Annotated in this window: 14 protein-coding genes and 1 pseudogene; 4 read left to right on the plus strand and 11 right to left on the minus strand. The window is 57.8% G+C overall.

Features of this window, described 5'->3' with window-relative positions; translation table 11 throughout:
- Positions 1-10: 10 nt before the first annotated feature.
- From ACMGEE_RS15720 to ACMGEE_RS15740, 5 genes and pseudogenes are all read right to left on the minus strand, one after another.
- The gene (locus ACMGEE_RS15720) at positions 11-493 is read right to left on the minus strand and encodes a hypothetical protein (protein ID WP_436830325.1); all 483 of its coding nucleotides are present in this window, start codon (positions 491-493) and stop codon (positions 11-13) included.
- Between the two features lie 36 nt (positions 494-529).
- Positions 530-1,258, minus strand: a pseudogene (locus tag ACMGEE_RS15725) (zeta toxin family protein).
- Positions 1,259-1,353: 95 nt separating this feature from the next.
- Positions 1,354-2,427: an AI-2E family transporter gene (locus ACMGEE_RS15730; RefSeq protein WP_369895792.1), complete on the minus strand. Its 1,074-nt coding sequence runs from the start codon at positions 2,425-2,427 to the stop codon at positions 1,354-1,356.
- A 79-nt stretch (positions 2,428-2,506) separates the two neighbouring features.
- A complete protein-coding gene (locus ACMGEE_RS15735; RefSeq protein ID WP_253459405.1) occupies positions 2,507-4,105 on the minus strand; it encodes a sensor domain-containing diguanylate cyclase in 1,599 nt (532 codons plus the stop codon).
- A 236-nt stretch (positions 4,106-4,341) separates the two neighbouring features.
- Positions 4,342-4,947, minus strand: coding sequence for a DsrE family protein (locus ACMGEE_RS15740; RefSeq protein WP_253459402.1), 606 nt, complete (start codon positions 4,945-4,947; stop codon positions 4,342-4,344).
- Positions 4,948-5,605: 658 nt separating this feature from the next.
- Here ACMGEE_RS15740 and bepA point away from each other — a divergent pair.
- Complete coding sequence (bepA, locus tag ACMGEE_RS15745) at positions 5,606-7,060, plus strand: beta-barrel assembly-enhancing protease (RefSeq protein WP_436830326.1); 1,455 nt, start codon at positions 5,606-5,608, stop codon at positions 7,058-7,060.
- Between the two features lie 7 nt (positions 7,061-7,067).
- Entirely contained in the window at positions 7,068-7,421 is a 354-nt protein-coding gene (gene arsC / locus ACMGEE_RS15750) for an arsenate reductase (glutaredoxin) (RefSeq protein WP_253461249.1), read from the plus strand.
- Here the strand turns inward: arsC and hda are convergent.
- The 3 genes from hda to upp form a co-directional block, all read right to left on the minus strand.
- Positions 7,418-8,125, minus strand: coding sequence for a DnaA inactivator Hda (gene hda / locus ACMGEE_RS15755; protein ID WP_125289556.1), 708 nt, complete (start codon positions 8,123-8,125; stop codon positions 7,418-7,420). The two genes, arsC and hda, sit on opposite strands and share 4 nt — an antisense overlap.
- Positions 8,126-8,210: 85 nt before the next feature.
- Positions 8,211-9,488 (minus strand): uracil permease, encoded by a 1,278-nt coding sequence (gene uraA / locus ACMGEE_RS15760; protein ID WP_301252008.1) that lies wholly within the window; start codon positions 9,486-9,488, stop codon positions 8,211-8,213.
- A 176-nt stretch (positions 9,489-9,664) separates the two neighbouring features.
- A complete protein-coding gene (upp, locus tag ACMGEE_RS15765) occupies positions 9,665-10,291 on the minus strand; it encodes a uracil phosphoribosyltransferase (RefSeq protein WP_125289554.1) in 627 nt (208 codons plus the stop codon).
- 241 nt (positions 10,292-10,532) lie between these two features.
- Between upp and purM the strand changes: the two genes are divergently transcribed.
- A complete protein-coding gene (purM, locus tag ACMGEE_RS15770; protein ID WP_253459391.1) occupies positions 10,533-11,573 on the plus strand; it encodes a phosphoribosylformylglycinamidine cyclo-ligase in 1,041 nt (346 codons plus the stop codon).
- Positions 11,570-12,208: a phosphoribosylglycinamide formyltransferase gene (gene purN / locus ACMGEE_RS15775; protein ID WP_253459388.1), complete on the plus strand. Its 639-nt coding sequence runs from the start codon at positions 11,570-11,572 to the stop codon at positions 12,206-12,208. Before purM ends, purN begins: the two co-directional genes overlap by 4 nt.
- A gap of 28 nt (positions 12,209-12,236) precedes the next feature.
- On the opposite strand, the gene pstB is transcribed toward purN, so the two are convergent.
- Genes pstB through ACMGEE_RS15790 form a run of 3 tightly spaced genes read right to left on the minus strand, consistent with a single transcriptional unit; the run spans position 12,237 to position 16,776 of the window.
- Entirely contained in the window at positions 12,237-13,004 is a 768-nt protein-coding gene (pstB, locus tag ACMGEE_RS15780; RefSeq protein ID WP_253459385.1) for a phosphate ABC transporter ATP-binding protein PstB, read from the minus strand.
- 14 nt (positions 13,005-13,018) lie between these two features.
- Positions 13,019-14,656 carry a phosphate ABC transporter permease PstA gene (gene pstA, locus ACMGEE_RS15785; RefSeq protein WP_301730793.1) on the minus strand — a complete coding sequence of 546 codons (1,638 nt, stop codon included), beginning with the start codon at positions 14,654-14,656 and terminating at the stop codon, positions 13,019-13,021.
- A complete protein-coding gene (locus ACMGEE_RS15790) occupies positions 14,653-16,776 on the minus strand; it encodes an ABC transporter permease subunit (protein WP_301730794.1) in 2,124 nt (707 codons plus the stop codon). The genes pstA and ACMGEE_RS15790 overlap by 4 nt, the downstream gene beginning before the upstream one ends.
- Positions 16,777-16,928: the final 152 nt, after the last annotated feature.

The following is a 16,928-nucleotide window of genomic DNA, read 5'->3' on the forward strand; positions in this document are numbered from 1 at the left end:
ACATCTTTGCTTATTTACTCAACTTTTTTAAGCCTGCAGTCGGATTACGCGCGGCTCTTTTTAAACCTGGCAGGCGAGCGGAAGACACCCTGAACACCGTAATATTCTTATCTGCATCTTCAAGAATTTGTACAGAGGCACCTTTATAAGCCAGCGTGTAAATTTTCCCCTCAACCGGTAGCGCAGCCTGTTTCATAAACTTCGGATTTAACTTTTTGGCGCGCTGCCTGGCTCCGAAAGAGGCTCTTCTGTAAAACGCACTGGAATAGGCTTCTGCCAGGTGCTTTTCGCGATCGGTAAGTTCTTTAATGCTTGCCTGCAAAAACTTTTCCGAGGTTAGTTCTTTTGCGCTTTCATACTGATCAATAGCATCTAGCTGAAGCCGAGTGGAACGCTCGGCCACCTTCGTCATCATCTGTTCGACCTCGGGTGATACGCGATCGGCAAACAGATCCAAGGGATCGATTTTATCTTTAACCATCGTCTGCGCCATGTTAGCCCCCTTCGTTCATTTGCTGCTGCTGATTAATCATACCACAAAATCCTCTAAATCTTCCCTGCTGTACATCATTGGCGCTATCATGTCCAGCATGGTCACGTTAGCGTTTTGAGTAACTTTTTTATATAAAATCAGGTCCCTGATCGGTTTATCACGCTCTTCCAGATCTACCCATTTATGCAATATCGTAAGTCGAACATTTTTCGCGGATTCATGTTGCAATAACTTGACTAATACTTCCCGAACAAGGAATACATTACGCTTAAAAGTCTCAGGTAAAATTTTTCGCGTGCGGGTTTTTACAAATCGCCATGCTATGTATGGGTCTAAAGACACATGATAAACCATTATTTTATAGCCAAAGCCCGATGCCTTAAGAAGATTCCTCATGGCCACGTCAAAATTAATAAGATTTGTGTCTAATATGATGTTGAGCTTATTTTTTACCGCATTTTCATAAACATGACTCAACAGAGCAGTACAAGCCCCCTGAAAAAGATGTGAATTATCACCGTTGTATTCTTTAAATAAAGGGCGATAACTATCCGGGTCTATGCTGTTTATGTTTCTTAATTCTTACATAAGCTCTTGTACTACTTCTGTTTTCCCCGCCCCAGGCGCTCCCGACATCATAATCAAGACAGGCTTTTCATTCGCTACAATATCTTTTGAGAAGTCCAAATAAACAGCTTTTTTTAGCGTTTTTGCCTCCGCTTTTGCTCGGTTTGCTATGGCTACTTCTTCAGCATTTAGCTCCATCTGGTTTGCTCCGACCTCAAAAGAAAAGCGTGTAGTAAAAGTTGCTCACTAATCCAGCACGTACGTTGTAAATTACACAACTGCTGATATTTAAATCAATCTTTTTTATTATAAGCGTCGCCATATTCATCAGGCCAGGCATGAAGCACCGCTTTCACCAGCGAGGCCAGCGGAATAGCGAAAAATACGCCCCAGAAGCCCCACAGGCCGCCAAAGATAACCACCGACAGAATAATTACCAGCGGATGCAGATTCACCGCTTCGGAAAACAGCACCGGCACCAGAATATTGCCGTCCAGCCCCTGAATAATCAGATAAACGATAATCATCGTCCAGAAATCGCCGCCCAACCCCCACTGCGCCAGGCCTACGCCAATAACCGGCACGGTCACGGCCAGCGCGCCTATGTAAGGGATCAGTACCGACACGCCAACCAGCACCGCCAGCAGCAGCGCGTAGTTCATGCCGATAGCCAGAAAACCGATCCAGCTCGCCACGCCGACCACCACCATTTCCAGCACTTTGCCGCGAATATAGTTGGAAACCTGCTGATTCATCTCCAGCCAGACCTGTCCGGCCAGGCCGCGATTACGCGGTAAAATGCGGCCGATCGCCGCCAGCATCTGCTCTTTATCCTTAAGCAGGAAGAACACCATCAGAGGCACCAGCACCAGGTAAATCGCCAGCGTCATCAGGCCCACCAGCGAAGCCAGAGAATAGCGCAGCAGCTGATCGCCGATACCGCTCAGCCTGGCGCGCAGGTTTTCCACCACGATATCGACCAGCCCGACATCTATCAGCGCCGGGAAACGCTCCGGCAGACGCGTGGCAAAGTGATACAGGCTGGTTAGCATCGTAGGCAGCTCGTGCGCTAAATTGATGCCCTGTTGCCAGGCGACGGGCGCCACGACCAGGATCAGCACCAGCACAATAGTGGCGAAGAAAATCAGTACGATAGTAGTGGCCCAGGCGCGCGAGCAGCCAAGCCGTTCCAGACGTACCGTCGGCCACTCCAGCAGATAAGCAACAACCAGCGCCACCAGCAGCGGCGCCAGCAGGCCGTTAAAGAAGAAAAGGATGCCGAAAGCGGCAAGCAGTATCGCCAGCAGCGCGATAGCCTGGGGATCGCTAAAGCGCCGGCGATACCACTGTAGTAGAAGATCCAGCATGGAAAAGTCCTGGCTTACTGAAGGAAGCCGCAGAGTCTACCTGAAAAAATGGCTGGCCGCGCGGCTTCCAGCGCAGGCCTCAGCCATACTGACGGTAAATCTCCTGCGCCGTTTCCTGCCATTGCCCGCTCACCACCACGCGGTTGCGTCCGGCATGTTTGGCGCTGTAGAGGGCGTCGTCCGCCTGTTTAAATACCTGCTCCAGCGGCATCTCGTCCGCATTCCACAGCGCTACGCCAATCGACAGCGTCACGCATCCCACCGGGGCCAGCGCCAGCTGTTCAATTTTTTTACGCACGCGCTCGGCAATTACCGCCGCCATTTCCCGGTCCGCGCCCGGCAGGATCATCAAAAACTCTTCGCCGCCGTTGCGGCATACCACATCGGTCTGGCGCGAGCTTTTGCTCAGCTCCTGCGCCACGCTTTTAATCACGCTGTCGCCCACGTCGTGGCCCCAGCCGTCGTTGACGCGTTTAAAGTGATCGATATCCAGCGCCAGCACGGCAAAAGGCTGGCGCGTGGCGTAAAAATACTCCAGCACGGCGTGCAGGCCGCGACGGTTCAGCAAGGAGGTCATAGGATCGGTCTGCACCTCAAACTTCAGGCGACCAATTTTATCCTGCAGCAGGCCGAGGCCGGTGAGCATTGCCCGCTTGATCTGCGCCGCTTCGTAATACCAGGAGCGGATGGCGCCAATCTCCGTAGACGCGCCGGGCGCATCCATCTGGCTGGCGTTGTCCGCCAGCTGCCCCAGCGGCCGCGCGATCAGCCAGGCAAACAGCCAGGCTAACGCCAGCGTCAACAGCGCCAGCGGAACGGCGCGCTGCACCACCTGCAGCATCATGCTGGTAAGCGGCGTCAGCGTGGTGGGCGTCGGCTTCATCGCCACAATCATCCAGCCGGGCGTGGCAACCATTGCGTAGCCCGCCAGCATCGGCTCGCCGTTTTGCTTCGACACCTGCTGAGAGCCGTTATCCTGTTTCATCTCGTCGCTAATCAGCGGCGCGATTTTCTGCCCGATTAACGTGCCGTTTTGGTGATACAGCACGCGGTTGCCGCTGTCGACCACGTAAAGAGAAGAGCCGTCACGGTAGAACTGCTCGCCCAGTAGCTCGTTGAGAATACTCTTTTTCTTCAGGTAGATGGTGCCGCCAACAAAACCCAGATAGACGCCGTTGGGCGACCAGATAGGATAGGAGACGAACACCATTAAATTATTGGCGACCGACAGCGAAGGCTGGCTGACCAGCGGTTTACGCTCTTTCAGCGCCTGTCGGGTAACCGGCGTGGTCAGATGCACGCCTTTGAGCATCAGCGAGTCGGGAGAGATGGCTTTTACCCAGCCGTTGGCATCGACAATCACCGCCGAGTTAAAACTGTTGGTCTGCTCGCGCAGGCGCATGACTTCACGCTGCATCAGCGCGTCATCATTGCCGCCCTGTCCCAGCGTTTTGGCACTGAAAGCCAGCTGCGATTCCGCCAGCTGAAAAAACATTTCCGTGGTAGAGGCGAGCTTGGTCGCATAAACCCGGTTGGATTCCAGCGTATTTTCGATCAGCACTTCCCGCTGCACTTGCCGGGTGGCGTACAGAGAGTTGGCCAACGTGATGGCAATGCTGGCGAAGGCCAGCAGCATAATCAGCGTGCGCAAATCCAGCTTCAGACGAGGAAGCCTCATAGATTAGCCCCGAGGAAACATTTCATAGATGTCGCTTCTTTTTTTTAATTTGGTTTGGTAACGCGTCATGCCCTGGTGAAGCATGGAGTCATACAAGGAGTATCGTCAGCATTAGGAATAATCTTAGAGATTTTAACTCAATTTTTTGCAGATGGGCAGAGGTAACTGATAAGAAGGCGAATTCAGGCGACAGCGGGGGTAGCGTCCCGCACCGATAACGGGCGGGACAAAGATGGCTACATAGCGAGGAAAGCGTAACCCTGGTTTTCCAGCGTGGCGACCGTGGTCGGGCTGGAAAGTGCATGGGTAACGGAGGTATCAATCCACTCATGCTTAAAGTGATGGAAAGCCACTGACTGATCGCAGACGGAGACGTCCACGCCTTTAGCGCGCAGTTCGCTAATCAGCTTCAGATTAGGGTTATCCACGCCGAAGACTTTTTTATATTCCGCGTTATTTAACATTGCTGGCGTACCGTCGCCGGTCACCGAGACCACAAATTTAAGCTGCTCCTGCGGCACCCCGGAAGCAATATATAAATTCACCACGCGGGCAACGCGCTCCAGGCCAAGGTTAGGGACTTTAGGGCCATTTTCCGCTTTGGTTATCTGGAACACGACTTTATTGCTGTCGCCCACGGCCGGCTTATAAGCCGCATCCGCCTCATAATGAATTTTGCCGTAGCCATCGATAGCCGGCGTGCTCCAGAAGCCGTCAGGATCGTTATCCTGAACGCCGAAGTGCTGGCTGATTTTCTCTGCAATAGCCGGGGCGGAAGAGAAGCTGGCGCCAATAAAACCGGCCACGGCAGCGATTAAAACGTAAGACACAACAGGACGCATAGTATGCTCTCCAGAAAGCGTAACGAATCGGAAACGGAACAGAGGGAAGTGAAGTTATCGTGTAAATCTGACGCAAAGATTGAGTAAATTATTTCTTGCTGTAAATAAGCGCTACTCTGCTTTTATAAGTGCGGCACTGCTCGTCGGTTTTATTTATCTGTTTTATTTAAAAGCGAGATATATTTTTAATCAGAAAAAAGTGCCAGCGTATAAAAGCATTTCCTCCTCAACGCTTTTTATTATTCCTGCTGAGTCAGCCATGGTTCTTTGGCTAAGCAAAAAATTCTGATAAAGCCTGGAGCGGGATTATAAAGATAAACGCAAGGAAGGCCTGTGCAAGAGACGGCGAGAAGGATCGGTTTACAGCCATTTTTAGGAGTAAACCTAAACAATTTTCGTGCCATATTCAATTTTACTGAATAAATTTACCTGAATTTACTTAATAATCCGCTTTCCTGCCCCTGTGTGCCAGCAGGGCCTACGTTCAGTTTTTTTCGCTGACTTTAAGGTATGCTCGTCCGGCCCGGTATTTATTCATGCTTAGCGGCGTTTCCTTCCTTATCACCTCTGGTTAAGATAGCCGCTGAAGAGCGCCGTCCTGCAGAACCGTTAATCCTTCTGCCGGGCAATTGAGGACGTTATCAGAATAGGATTTTGCATGATTAACCGACTGAAAAGGTGCGCGCTGGCGTCGCTGATCCTGCTGCCCACGATAGCCGCGCAGCCTGCCAGGGCCGACATCAGCGATACTTTGCCGGATATCGGCACCACCGCAGGCAATACGCTTTCCGTTCATCAGGAACTGGCGATGGGGGATTTCTATGTTCGCCAGCTGCGGGCCAGCGCGCCGCTGATCAACGATCCCCTGCTCAATGACTATATCAACCAGCTGGGCCAGCGGCTGGTGGCGCACGCCTGGTCGGTCAAGACGCCGTTCCACTTTTTCCTGGTCAGCAATGACGAGCTGAACGCCTTTGCCTTTTTCGGCGGCAACGTGGTGCTGCATTCCGCCCTGTTCCGCTATACCGAAAACGAAAGCCAGCTGGCCTCGGTGCTGGCACACGAAATTTCTCACGTTACCCAGCGTCACCTGGCGCGCGCGATGGAAGAGCAGCAGCGTAACGCGCCGCTGACCTGGGTGGGCGCGCTTGGCTCCATTCTGCTGGCGATGGCAAACCCGCAGGCCGGGATGGCGGCGTTAAGCGGCACGCTGGCGGGCGCGCAGCAGGGCGTGATCAGCTTTACCCAGCAGAACGAGCAGGAGGCTGACCGTATCGGCATTCAGGTCTTGCAGCGCGCGGGGTTCGATCCCCAGGCGATGCCCAACTTTCTGCAAAAGCTGTCCGACCAGTCCCGCTTCGCCTCTAAGCCGCCGGAAATTTTGCTGACCCATCCCCTGCCCGACAGCCGCCTGGCCGATGCCCGCAACCGCGCCAACCAGATGAAGCCCGTCGTGGTGCAGTCGTCACAGGATTTCTATATGGCGAAAGTGCGCGTGCTGGGCATGTACGCGACGGGAAAAAACCAGCTTGGTGACGATCTGCTGGAAACATTGAGTAAAGGCAACACGCGCGAGCAGACCGCCGCGCAGTACGGCAAGGCCGTTCAGTTCCTGCAGGCGAAAAGCTATGACAACGCCCGACGCATTATCGCGCCGCTGCTGGCCGCTCAGCCGAATAACGTCTGGTATCTGGATCTGATGACCGATATTGATATCGGCCTGAAGCAGCCGCAGCGCGCTATCGCCCTGCTGGAAAAAGCCAAAGCATCCAGCCCGGTGGTACAGCTCAACCTGGCTAACGCTTACGTCGAGGCGAAGCAGCCCGCCAGCGCCAGCAAAATCCTTTATCGCTATACCTGGACGCATAAAGACGATCCCAACGGCTGGGATCTGCTGGCGCAGGCGTCGTCCGCTCAGGGGCTGACGGATGAAGAAGAGGCGGCGCGGGCGGAAAGCCTGGCGCTGAACGGCCAGCTGGATCAGGCGATCCGCAGCCTGAGCGACGCCAGCGCCGCCGTGCCGCTGGGCAGCCTCAAGCAGGCCCGCTACGATGCCCGTATCGATCAGCTGCGCTATTTACAGCAGCGTTTCCGTCAGTATCAGAAAAGGTAAGCGAATGATGTCGAACGTTGAGATTTACCATAACCCACGCTGCTCCAAAAGCCGCGAAACGCTGGCGCTGTTGCAAAGTAAAGGGATTGAACCGGAAGTCGTGCTCTATCTGAAAAATCCGCCGACTGTCGCCACGCTGGAAAGACTGCTCCTTCAGGCGGGCTTCAGCTCTGCGCGCAAGCTGATGCGCAGCAAAGAGGCGCGCTATCAGGCGCTGAACCTGGACGATCCCACGCTTAGCGAAGCGGATTTGCTGGCGGCAATGGTCGCTTATCCGGAGCTGATTGAGCGCCCGATCGTGGTGGCTAACGGCAAGGCGCGGCTGGGCAGGCCGCCGGAGCAGGTGCTGGCTATCCTTTAAAGATCCAGCGCCTCTTTCACGAAGGGAATGGTCAGCTTGCGCTGGGCGCTGATCGAGGCGCGATCCAGCTTGTCCAGCGTCATAAACAGCGTGCGCATTTCCCGATCCAGCCTTTTTAGCAGAAAGCGGCCGACATCTTCTGGCAGTTCAAAACCGCGCAGCCGCGCCCGCAGCTGGAGCGCCTGAAGCTTGTCGTCATCCGACAGCGGCTGCAAACGATAGATTTGTCCCCAGTCCAGACGGGAAGCGAGATCGGGCAGCTTCAGGTTCAGCTGGCGCGGCGGGCGATCGCCGGTGATCAGCAGACGGGTGCGGCCCGTTTCCAGAATACGGTTATAGAGATCGAAAATCGCCATTTCCCAGGGTTCGTCGCCGGCGATGCACTCGATGTTGTCGATGCAGATCAGCGCCAGCTGTTCCATACCGTCTAGTACTTCAGGCACGAACCAGGTACGCTTGTCGAGCGGCACGTAGCCCACGGCTTCGCCACGCGCGGAGAGTTCCGCACAGGCCGCGTGGAGCAGATGGCTGCGCCCGCCGCCTTCACGCGACCAGAAATAGAGATAGCTGCCGTGCTCCTGCTGTAACGCCCCTTGCAGCGCGGCGATCAGCGACGGGTTATCCCCCGGCCAGAAGCTGGCGAAGGTTTCATCATCGGGCAAATAGAGCGGCAGTGAGAGCTGTGCCGGAGTGTTCAGAAGCACCTCAGTAATGGGTCGAAATCCGGCGGCAGTTTATCACAGTTCTTTAAGGATTATGAAACGGGCAGCGCCGCTGCCCGTCAGATCTTTACTCGCGATCCTGCGGATCCAGAATGACCTCTTCCGGGCGGATCAGCGTAATCAGCCGGAAGATCAGGCTCAGCCCGATGCCGACGATAGTCGCCAGCGCCATGCCTTTCAGCTCTGCCGCGCCAATATGCACCGTGGCGCCGCTGACGCCGATGATCAGGATCACCGAGGTCAGGATCAGGTTCTGCGCCTTGTTGTAATCCACTTTGGATTCAATCAGCACGCGGATACCGGAAGCGCCAATCACGCCGTACAGCAGCAGCGACACGCCGCCCATCACCGGCACCGGCACCGCCTGGATCGCGGCGGCCAGCTTGCCAACGCAGGAAAGCAGAATGGCAAGAATAGCCGCGCCGCCAATCACCCAGGTGCTGTAAACGCGGGTAATTGCCATCACGCCAATATTTTCGCCATAGGTGGTGTTAGGCGTAGAGCCGAACAGGCCGGAAAAAATCGTCGAGACGCCGTTGGCAAACATCGAGCGATGCAGGCCGGGATCTTTCAGCAGGTCTTTTTTAACGATGTTCGCCGTAACCACCAGATGCCCGACATGCTCGGCGATCACCACCAGCGCCGCAGGCAGAATGGTCAGCATTGCCGCCCACTCGAAGCGCGGCGTGTAGAAGGTCGGCAGCGCAAACCACGGTGCCGCTTCAACCGATGACCAGTTTACGATGCCCATAAACCAGGAAAGCGCATAGCCGACCAGCACGCCGATCAGGATAGGGATAATCGCCAGAAAGCCGCGGAACAGCACCGAGCCGAAAACGGTCACCGCCAGCGTCACCATGGAAATCAGAATGGTTTTGCCGTCGACCGCCGCGCCGTTAGCCGGCAGCAAACCGGCCATATTCGCCGCCACGCTGGCCAGCTCCAGCCCGATGACCGCCACGATAGCGCCCATCGCAGCCGGTGGAAACATCACGTCCAGCCAGCCCGTTCCGGCTTTTTTTACAATTAGCGCCACCAGGCAGAACAGCACGCCGCAAAGGATAAAGCCGCCCAGCGCCACCTCGTAGCCCAGCGGCAGCAGCAGCAGCACCGGCGAAATAAAGGCAAAGCTGGAGCCCAGATAGGCCGGGATTTTCCCTTTACAGATAAAAAGGTACAGCAGCGTGCCGATGCCGTTAAACAGCAGCACGGTGGCCGGATTGATATGAAACAGGATAGGCACCAGCACCGTCGCGCCAAACATGGCGAACAGATGCTGGAAGCTGAGTGGGATGGTTTGCAGCAGCGGTGGCCGCTCGCTTACGCCGATAGCGCGACGCGTCATGGTGAGTTACCCCTTATTTTTCACAATAAAAAACCGACTCTCTGGTCGGCTTGATCGCTGGCAGTCATGATAAAACGCGGGTTGCAGGCCGATGCCCGGCGCGGCCGTTGGGCAACGCGCGGCGATGCCGGACGCTGTCCGGCCCCGGACGGGCGGATAAAAGGCCTGCGGCTTTATCATTTCGTACCGAAGATCTTGTCGCCCGCGTCGCCAAGGCCCGGAATGATATAGCCTTTTTCGTTCAGTCCCTGATCGACGGAGGCGGTATACAGCTCCACGTCCGGATGCGCTTTTTCCAGCGCCGCGATGCCTTCCGGCGCGGCAACCAGCACCAGCACTTTAATACTGCTGCAGCCCGCTTTCTTCAGCAGGTCGATAGTGGCGATCATCGAGCCGCCGGTCGCCAGCATAGGGTCAACCACCAGCGCCATGCGCTCTTCGATATTGGAAACCAGCTTTTGAAAATAAGGCACCGGCTCCAGCGTCTCTTCGTCGCGATACACGCCCACGACGCTGATGCGCGCGCTGGGCACGTGCTCCAGCACGCCTTCCATCATGCCCAGGCCGGCACGCAGGATAGGCACAACGGTAATTTTTTTGCCTTTGATCTGGTCGATTTCCACCGGGCCGTTCCAGCCTTCGATAGTGACCTTTTCCGTTTCTAAATCCGATGTGGCTTCATAAGTCAGCAGACTTCCCACCTCCGAGGCGAGTTCACGAAAACGTTTGGTGCTGACGTCCTGTTCACGCATCAGACCCAGTTTATGTTTGACCAGCGGGTGTTTGACTTCCACGATCTTCATTGTTTTACTCCCGGAGTGTATGGCTGCAAAAAAAAATCGCGAGATTATAGCGCCATTTAGCAGCCAGTACCTATTACTTAATCCGACTTCTGCCGGATCCCTGCCATCCCCTTAAGGATTAGCGCAAAGTGAGCGCGGCGCAATGGTGGCGAAGATGAGGCTCGCAAACGTTTGCCTGCGCTGTTAGAATTGCCGCGCTTTATTACCAACCACCAACCGCAAACCGCGTGGGGATTTCGCAGTGACCGACAAAACCTCTCTCAGCTATAAAGACGCCGGTGTAGATATCGATGCTGGCAATGCTTTAGTCGACCGTATCAAAGGCGTAGTGAAAAAGACTCGTCGCCCGGAAGTGATGGGCGGACTGGGCGGTTTCGGTGCGCTTTGTGCGCTGCCGCAAAAATACCGTGAACCGGTTCTGGTTTCCGGCACTGACGGCGTCGGCACCAAGCTGCGTCTGGCCATGGACCTGAAGCGCCACGATGCCATCGGTATCGACCTGGTTGCGATGTGCGTGAACGATTTGGTGGTCCAGGGCGCCGAGCCGCTGTTCTTCCTTGATTACTACGCCACCGGTAAGCTGGATGTGGAGACGGCCGCCAGCGTGATTACCGGTATTGCAGAAGGCTGCTTACAGTCCGGCTGCGCGCTGGTCGGCGGCGAAACGGCTGAAATGCCCGGCATGTATCACGGCGAAGATTACGACGTGGCGGGCTTCTGCGTTGGCGTGGTGGAAAAGTCGGAAATTATCGACGGCAGCAAAGTCAAAGACGGCGACGTGCTGATTGCGCTGGGTTCAAGCGGCCCGCACTCCAACGGCTATTCGCTGGTGCGCAAAATTCTGGCGTTCAGCAATACCGACCCGGAAACCACCCTGCTTGAAGGCAAGCCGCTGGCGGATCATCTGCTGGAGCCAACCCGCATTTACGTTAAAAATATTCTCAGCCTGATTGAGCAGGTTGACGTCCACGCTATCGCCCACCTGACCGGCGGCGGCTTCTGGGAAAACATCCCGCGCGTGCTGCCGGACAACACCCAGGCGGTGCTGTCGGAGTCAAGCTGGCAGTGGCCTGCCGTGTTCGGCTGGATGCAGGAAGCGGGCAACGTCAGCCGCTTTGAAATGTATCGCACCTTTAACTGCGGCGTCGGCATGGTGATTGCGCTGGACGCCAGCGAAGCGGATAAAGCGGTAGAGCTGATGACCGCCGCCGGCGAAAAAGCCTGGAAGATTGGCGTGATTAAAGCCTCCGATGCCGAAGAGCGCGTGGTGATTAACGCATGAAGCGGCTCGTCGTGCTGGTTTCCGGCCAGGGGAGCAATCTCCAGGCCATTCTGGACGCCTGCCGGCAGGGACGGATCCACGGCAGCGTTGCTGCCGTGTTCAGCAACAAAGCCGACGCTTACGGCCTGACGCGCGCGCGCGAGGCGGGCGTGCCCGCTCATGCGCTGGCGGCCGCGCAGTTTGCCGATCGCGACGCCTTCGATCGCCAGCTGATGCTGGAAATTGACGCCTACGCGCCCGACCTGGTGATCCTGGCAGGCTATATGCGTATTCTGAGTGCGGATTTCGTGGCGCGCTACGCGGGCAGGATGCTGAATATCCACCCTTCCCTGCTGCCGAAATATCCTGGCCTGCACACGCATCGCCAGGCGATTGAAAACGGCGACGAAGAGCACGGCACCTCGGTGCATTTCGTTACCGAAGAGCTGGACGGTGGCCCGGTGATCCTTCAGGCCAAAGTACCGGTTTTTTCCGGAGATACGATCGATGAGGTCGCGGCGCGCGTGCAGCATCAGGAGCACGCTATTTATCCGCTGGTGGTCGGCTGGTTTGCGGATGGCCGCCTGAAAATGCAGGACGGCGCGGCCTGGCTGGACGGCGAGCAACTGCCGCCGGAAGGCTACGCCTGGGGCTAAAAGGGAAACCGGCGTTTCCCTTTTTTATTCAGCCATAGCGTCCCGTAATATAATCCTCTGTGCGTCGCTGGCGCGGCGCGGTAAAAATCCTGTCCGTTTCGTCAAACTCCACCACGCTGCCGTGATGCATAAACGCGGTATAGTCGGATACGCGCGCGGCCTGCTGCATATTATGCGTGACCAGCACCAGCGTGAAATGCTGTTTCAGCGTGCTCATCAGTTCTTCAATCACCAGCGTGGAGATCGGATCGAGCGCCGAGGTCGGCTCGTCCAGCAGCAAAATTTCCGGTTCGATGGCGATGGCTCTGGCGATCACCAGCCGCTGCTGCTGGCCGCTGGAGAGCGTTAAGGCATTCTGCCAGAGGTTGTTTTTTACCTCTGACCAGAGCGCCGCCGCGCGCAGCGCGCTTTCCACCGCCTCGTCCAGCACGCGCCTGTCGCGTACGCCCTGAAGACGCAGCCCGTACACCACGTTTTCATAGATGGTTTTGGGGAACGGGTTTGGCCGCTGAAAAACCATGCCGACTCTTCTGCGCAGCGCCGCGAGATCCTCATTGCCGCCCAGAATCGACTGCTGCTGCAGGCGGATATCGCCCGTAACGCGACAGCCGTCAATCAGATCGTTCATGCGGTTAAAGCAGCGCAGCAGCGTCGATTTACCGCAGCCCGACGGGCCAATCAGCGCGGTAATGCGGTTTTTGGGCACGCGCAGATCGATTGCCTTCAGCGCCTGTTTCTCGCCATACCACAGCGAAAGGTTCTCCACCTTCAGCGCGGTGTCCTGCTCGTTTGGCATTACGCTCTTCTCCATTAATTAATCAGCGCGCGGTAGCGTTCGCGCAGCCGGTGGCGCAGCGCCATCGCCAGCAGGTTCAGCGCCAGAATAATCAGCACCAGCAGCAGCGCCGTGGCGAAAACCAGCGGCCTGTCCGCCTGCGCGTGGGGATTCTGAAACGCCAGATCGTAGATTTGGAAGCCAAGATGCATAAATTTGCGGTCAAGATGCAGATAGGGAAAAACCGCATCCACCGGCAGCTCCGGCACCATTTTCACCACGCCAACCAGCATCAGCGGCGCGGTTTCGCCTGCCGCTCGCGCCACCGCCAGGATCAGCCCGGTCAGCATCGCCGGGATCGACAGCGGCAAAACCACATGCCACAGCGTTTCCGCCTGGGTTGCGCCCAGCGCCAGCGATCCCTGCCGCAGCGTCTGCGGAATGCGCGACAGCCCCTCTTCCGTGGCGACAATCACCACCGGCAGCGTCAGCAGCGCCAGCGTCAGCGACGCCCAGAGCAGGCCCGGCGTGCCGAAAGTGGGATCGGGCAACGCGTGCGCGAAGAACAGCCGATCCAGGCTGCCGCCGACCAGCCAGACAAAAAAGCCCAGCCCGAACACGCCGTAAACGATGGAGGGCACGCCGGCAAGATTGACTACCGCGATGCGCACAAGACGCGTAAGAAAACCGTTGCCGGCATACTCATGCAGCCAGATCGCCGCCACCACGCCAAGCGGCATCACCACCACGGACATCAGCAGCACCATTAAAATCGTGCCGAAAATAGCCGGAAATACGCCATCTTCGCCCAGGCTGCCGCCGGAAGCGCCGCTGACAAAATGCCACAGCTGCGAGCCAAAATGGCGCCACTTTTCGCCGTAGCTCATGGCGTTGGGATACCAGGCCGCCAGGATCTGCGTCAGCGGAATAAGATGCTGCGATCCCGTGACGTCGCGCAGCACCAGCACGGTGCCTTCGTTCTCCTGGCTCAGTCCGGTCAGCGCCTGCGCCTGCTGGCGAAACTGCCGCTGAAGCTCGGCGCTGTCCGCCTGCCAGATGCTCTGCGCCTGCGGCGTATAGCGCTGCTCCTGCTCCAGGCGCTGCCGTTTACGATCCAGCTGCTCCATTTCGCTGTTCAGCCGCGCCAGCGCCACATGGCGAATTTTTTCTGCCTGCCGCTGGCGCTGCCGCGTCTCTTTAATCCGCTGCTGTAGCACGCGCATCATATCGGCAGCCACCAGCGGCCTTCCGTTTTCGCGCAGGCCGTCAAACCAGCCGTAGGCCATACCGCCGACGCGACGTTGCAGGGCGATAACGTTGCCTGGCCGCTCCGTCGCGATAATATCGCTGCTGAGCAGGCTGTGAAAATCACTGTCGCTGAAGTCGCGGTTGCCGGTTTTAATCAGGTAACGCGTCACGTGTTCCGGCAGATTATCCGGCAGCGGCGCGCCGCTGGCCTCGAGACGCTCGCGCGGGACGCCCTGAGAGCTGGCGATTTCACCCAGCGTCTGCGGCGCATGATCCACCGTAAACAGCGTCACTGGCTGCGGCCAGAAGTAGCGCATGGCCGACCAGCCGAGCAGCGCGATCAGCAACAGAAACGCCAACAGGCTCAGCGCCACCGCGCCGCCGGTCAGCCATCGCCAGCGATGATTGCGGCTAACGGCGCTCATCCCTGCATTTCCTGCTGGCTGAAGCGCTGACGCAACCGCTGACGCACCAGCTCCGCCAGGGTGTTGACCACCAGCGTAAAGACCAGCAGCACCAGCGCGCTCAGAAACAGCACCCGATAATGGCCGCTGCCTGCAGCGGCTTCCGGCATTTCTATCGCCACGTTAGCGGAGAGCGTGCGTACGCCCTGTAACAATCCGCCTTCCGTCACCGGCGTGTTGCCCGTTGCCATCAGCACGATCATGGTTTCTCCTATCGCCCGGCCAAAGCCGATCATCAGCGCCGCAAAAATACCGGCGGACGCGCCCGGCAGCACGACGCGCGTTAAGGTTTGCCACTGCGTCGCGCCCAGCGCCAGCGATCCCTGCCCCAGCGACGGCGGCACGCTGAAAATGGCGTCCTCGGCCAGGGTGAAGATCAGCGGCACCAGCGCAAAGCCCATCGCCACGCTGGCGATCAGCAGGTTACGCTGCTGATAGCCGCCGCACAGGCTGTCGGCCAGGCTGACGCCCAGCACGCGGTGTTCCAGCATCGGCAGCAGCCAGAGGCAGCCCAGCGTCACCAGCAGCAGTACCGGCAGTAAAATCCAGATTTCACGCCCTTCGCCGCACAGCCGCCTGCGCCATTTTTCCGGCAGCCGTTGTGAAACGTGGCTGCACAGCAGCAGCGCGGCGGCCAGCGCCAGCGGCCACAGCAGCACGCCCGCCAGGCGATCCGCCAGCTGCGGCGCCAGCCACAGCCCGGCAATCAGCCCGATCACCACGCTGGGCAGCGCGCCCATCATCTCTATCGCCGGTTTTACCCAGCGACGCAGCGCGGGCGCCATAAACCAGGCCGTATACATAGCGGCGGCCAGCGCCAGCGGCGTGGCGAACAGCATCGCCAGTCCCGCCGCCTTCAGCGTGCCGACCACCATTGGCACCAGGCTGAACTTGCCCTGGTAATCGTCGTTGGCCGACGTGGACTGCCAGACGTAGTCCGCCTGCGGATAGTGCTCATACCAGACTTTTTGCCACAGATTGCGCCAGCTGATATCCGGCCAGGGGTTGCTGAGGTGATAATGCTGCCAGCTGCCCTGTCGCTCCACCAGCAGCCCGTCGCCGCGCGGCGCAAAGGCCGCGTTCAGCACGCCGGGATCGAGCTGGCTGCGCAGCACCACGCCTTCTTGCTTGCTGGCGAACAGCTTAAATTCGCCCGCCGGGTTTAAGGTAGCGAACACGCGGCGATGCGCCTCGCTTAACAGCAAAGGCTGGTTGCTGGCGTGATGGAAAGCACGGATAGCGTTCAGATGCGGGCCGGTCGCGCTGGCGATATCAAACCACTGTGTGATGCTGTCGTGGTCAGCCATCAGCAGCGTGCTGCCCCCGCTGAGCTGGGCCAGCCGTTCCGGCTGTTGCAGTAAGGTGTGGGATTCGCGCAGCGTCAGACCGCCGTCGGTGATGCGCCAGACGCGCAGGCTGTTTTTGGCAAGGCCGTACAGCAGCCGTCCATCGGGCGAAATCATCAGCTGGCTGACGTCCGGCACGCTGACGCTGAAGCTTGCCGTCGCCTGTAGCGGCTGAAAGCGGTAAAGCGTGATCTGCGTGGCGCTGGCCTCGGCCACCAGCCAGCGGTTTTCCGCCGTCTGCGCCAGCGCAATAACCTTCGCGTCGGGATTGCCGCCCAGCGGCTGGTCGCCCAGCGGAAACTTCCAGCGCGGCTCCGCTTCGCTGAAGTCGGGCTGCACCAGCGTCAGGCCGGCGGCGCTTTTCAGCAGGACGCTGTCGTTATCCGTCGCAACGGCGACGCGGCCCTGCGCCAGCCATAGCGCAGGCACTTTCGACTGATTCATTAGCGAAAGGAATTCCGCCCTGCCCTGCGCGTCAATACGCCATCCCCACTGCTGCTGCGCGTCCATGCCCATTGCTACGGCCGGCTGGTCCTGATCCAGCGCAATGCGGCTAACGCTGCTGAGCGTCGGCGACGAAAAAAGCGGCACCACCACCCAGATCAGCCAGACGAACAGCAGCAGCATCACCAGCAGAATCGCCAGTCCGCAGGCCATCACCACGCGTCGGGTCAGCCGATCGATAAACTGCCGCCGCCGATCGTTATAATGTGCAGGAATGGGAATTGGGTTCATGCCAGTCTTCGCTATAAAATGCGCTTAAGCGCCTTATGTTGCCCGTATGTGGCTAATAAGACAATCGGGATTCGCCATAGACAGGGCTGTCATACTCTCGTCATAATGCCCCGAGACAATGCCTGGTTTTTTACAGGATCTGTGGAACGGAG

It is taken from the genome of Erwinia artemisiae, from assembly GCF_051400835.1.
Lineage (GTDB): Bacteria > Pseudomonadota > Gammaproteobacteria > Enterobacterales > Enterobacteriaceae > Erwinia > Erwinia aeris.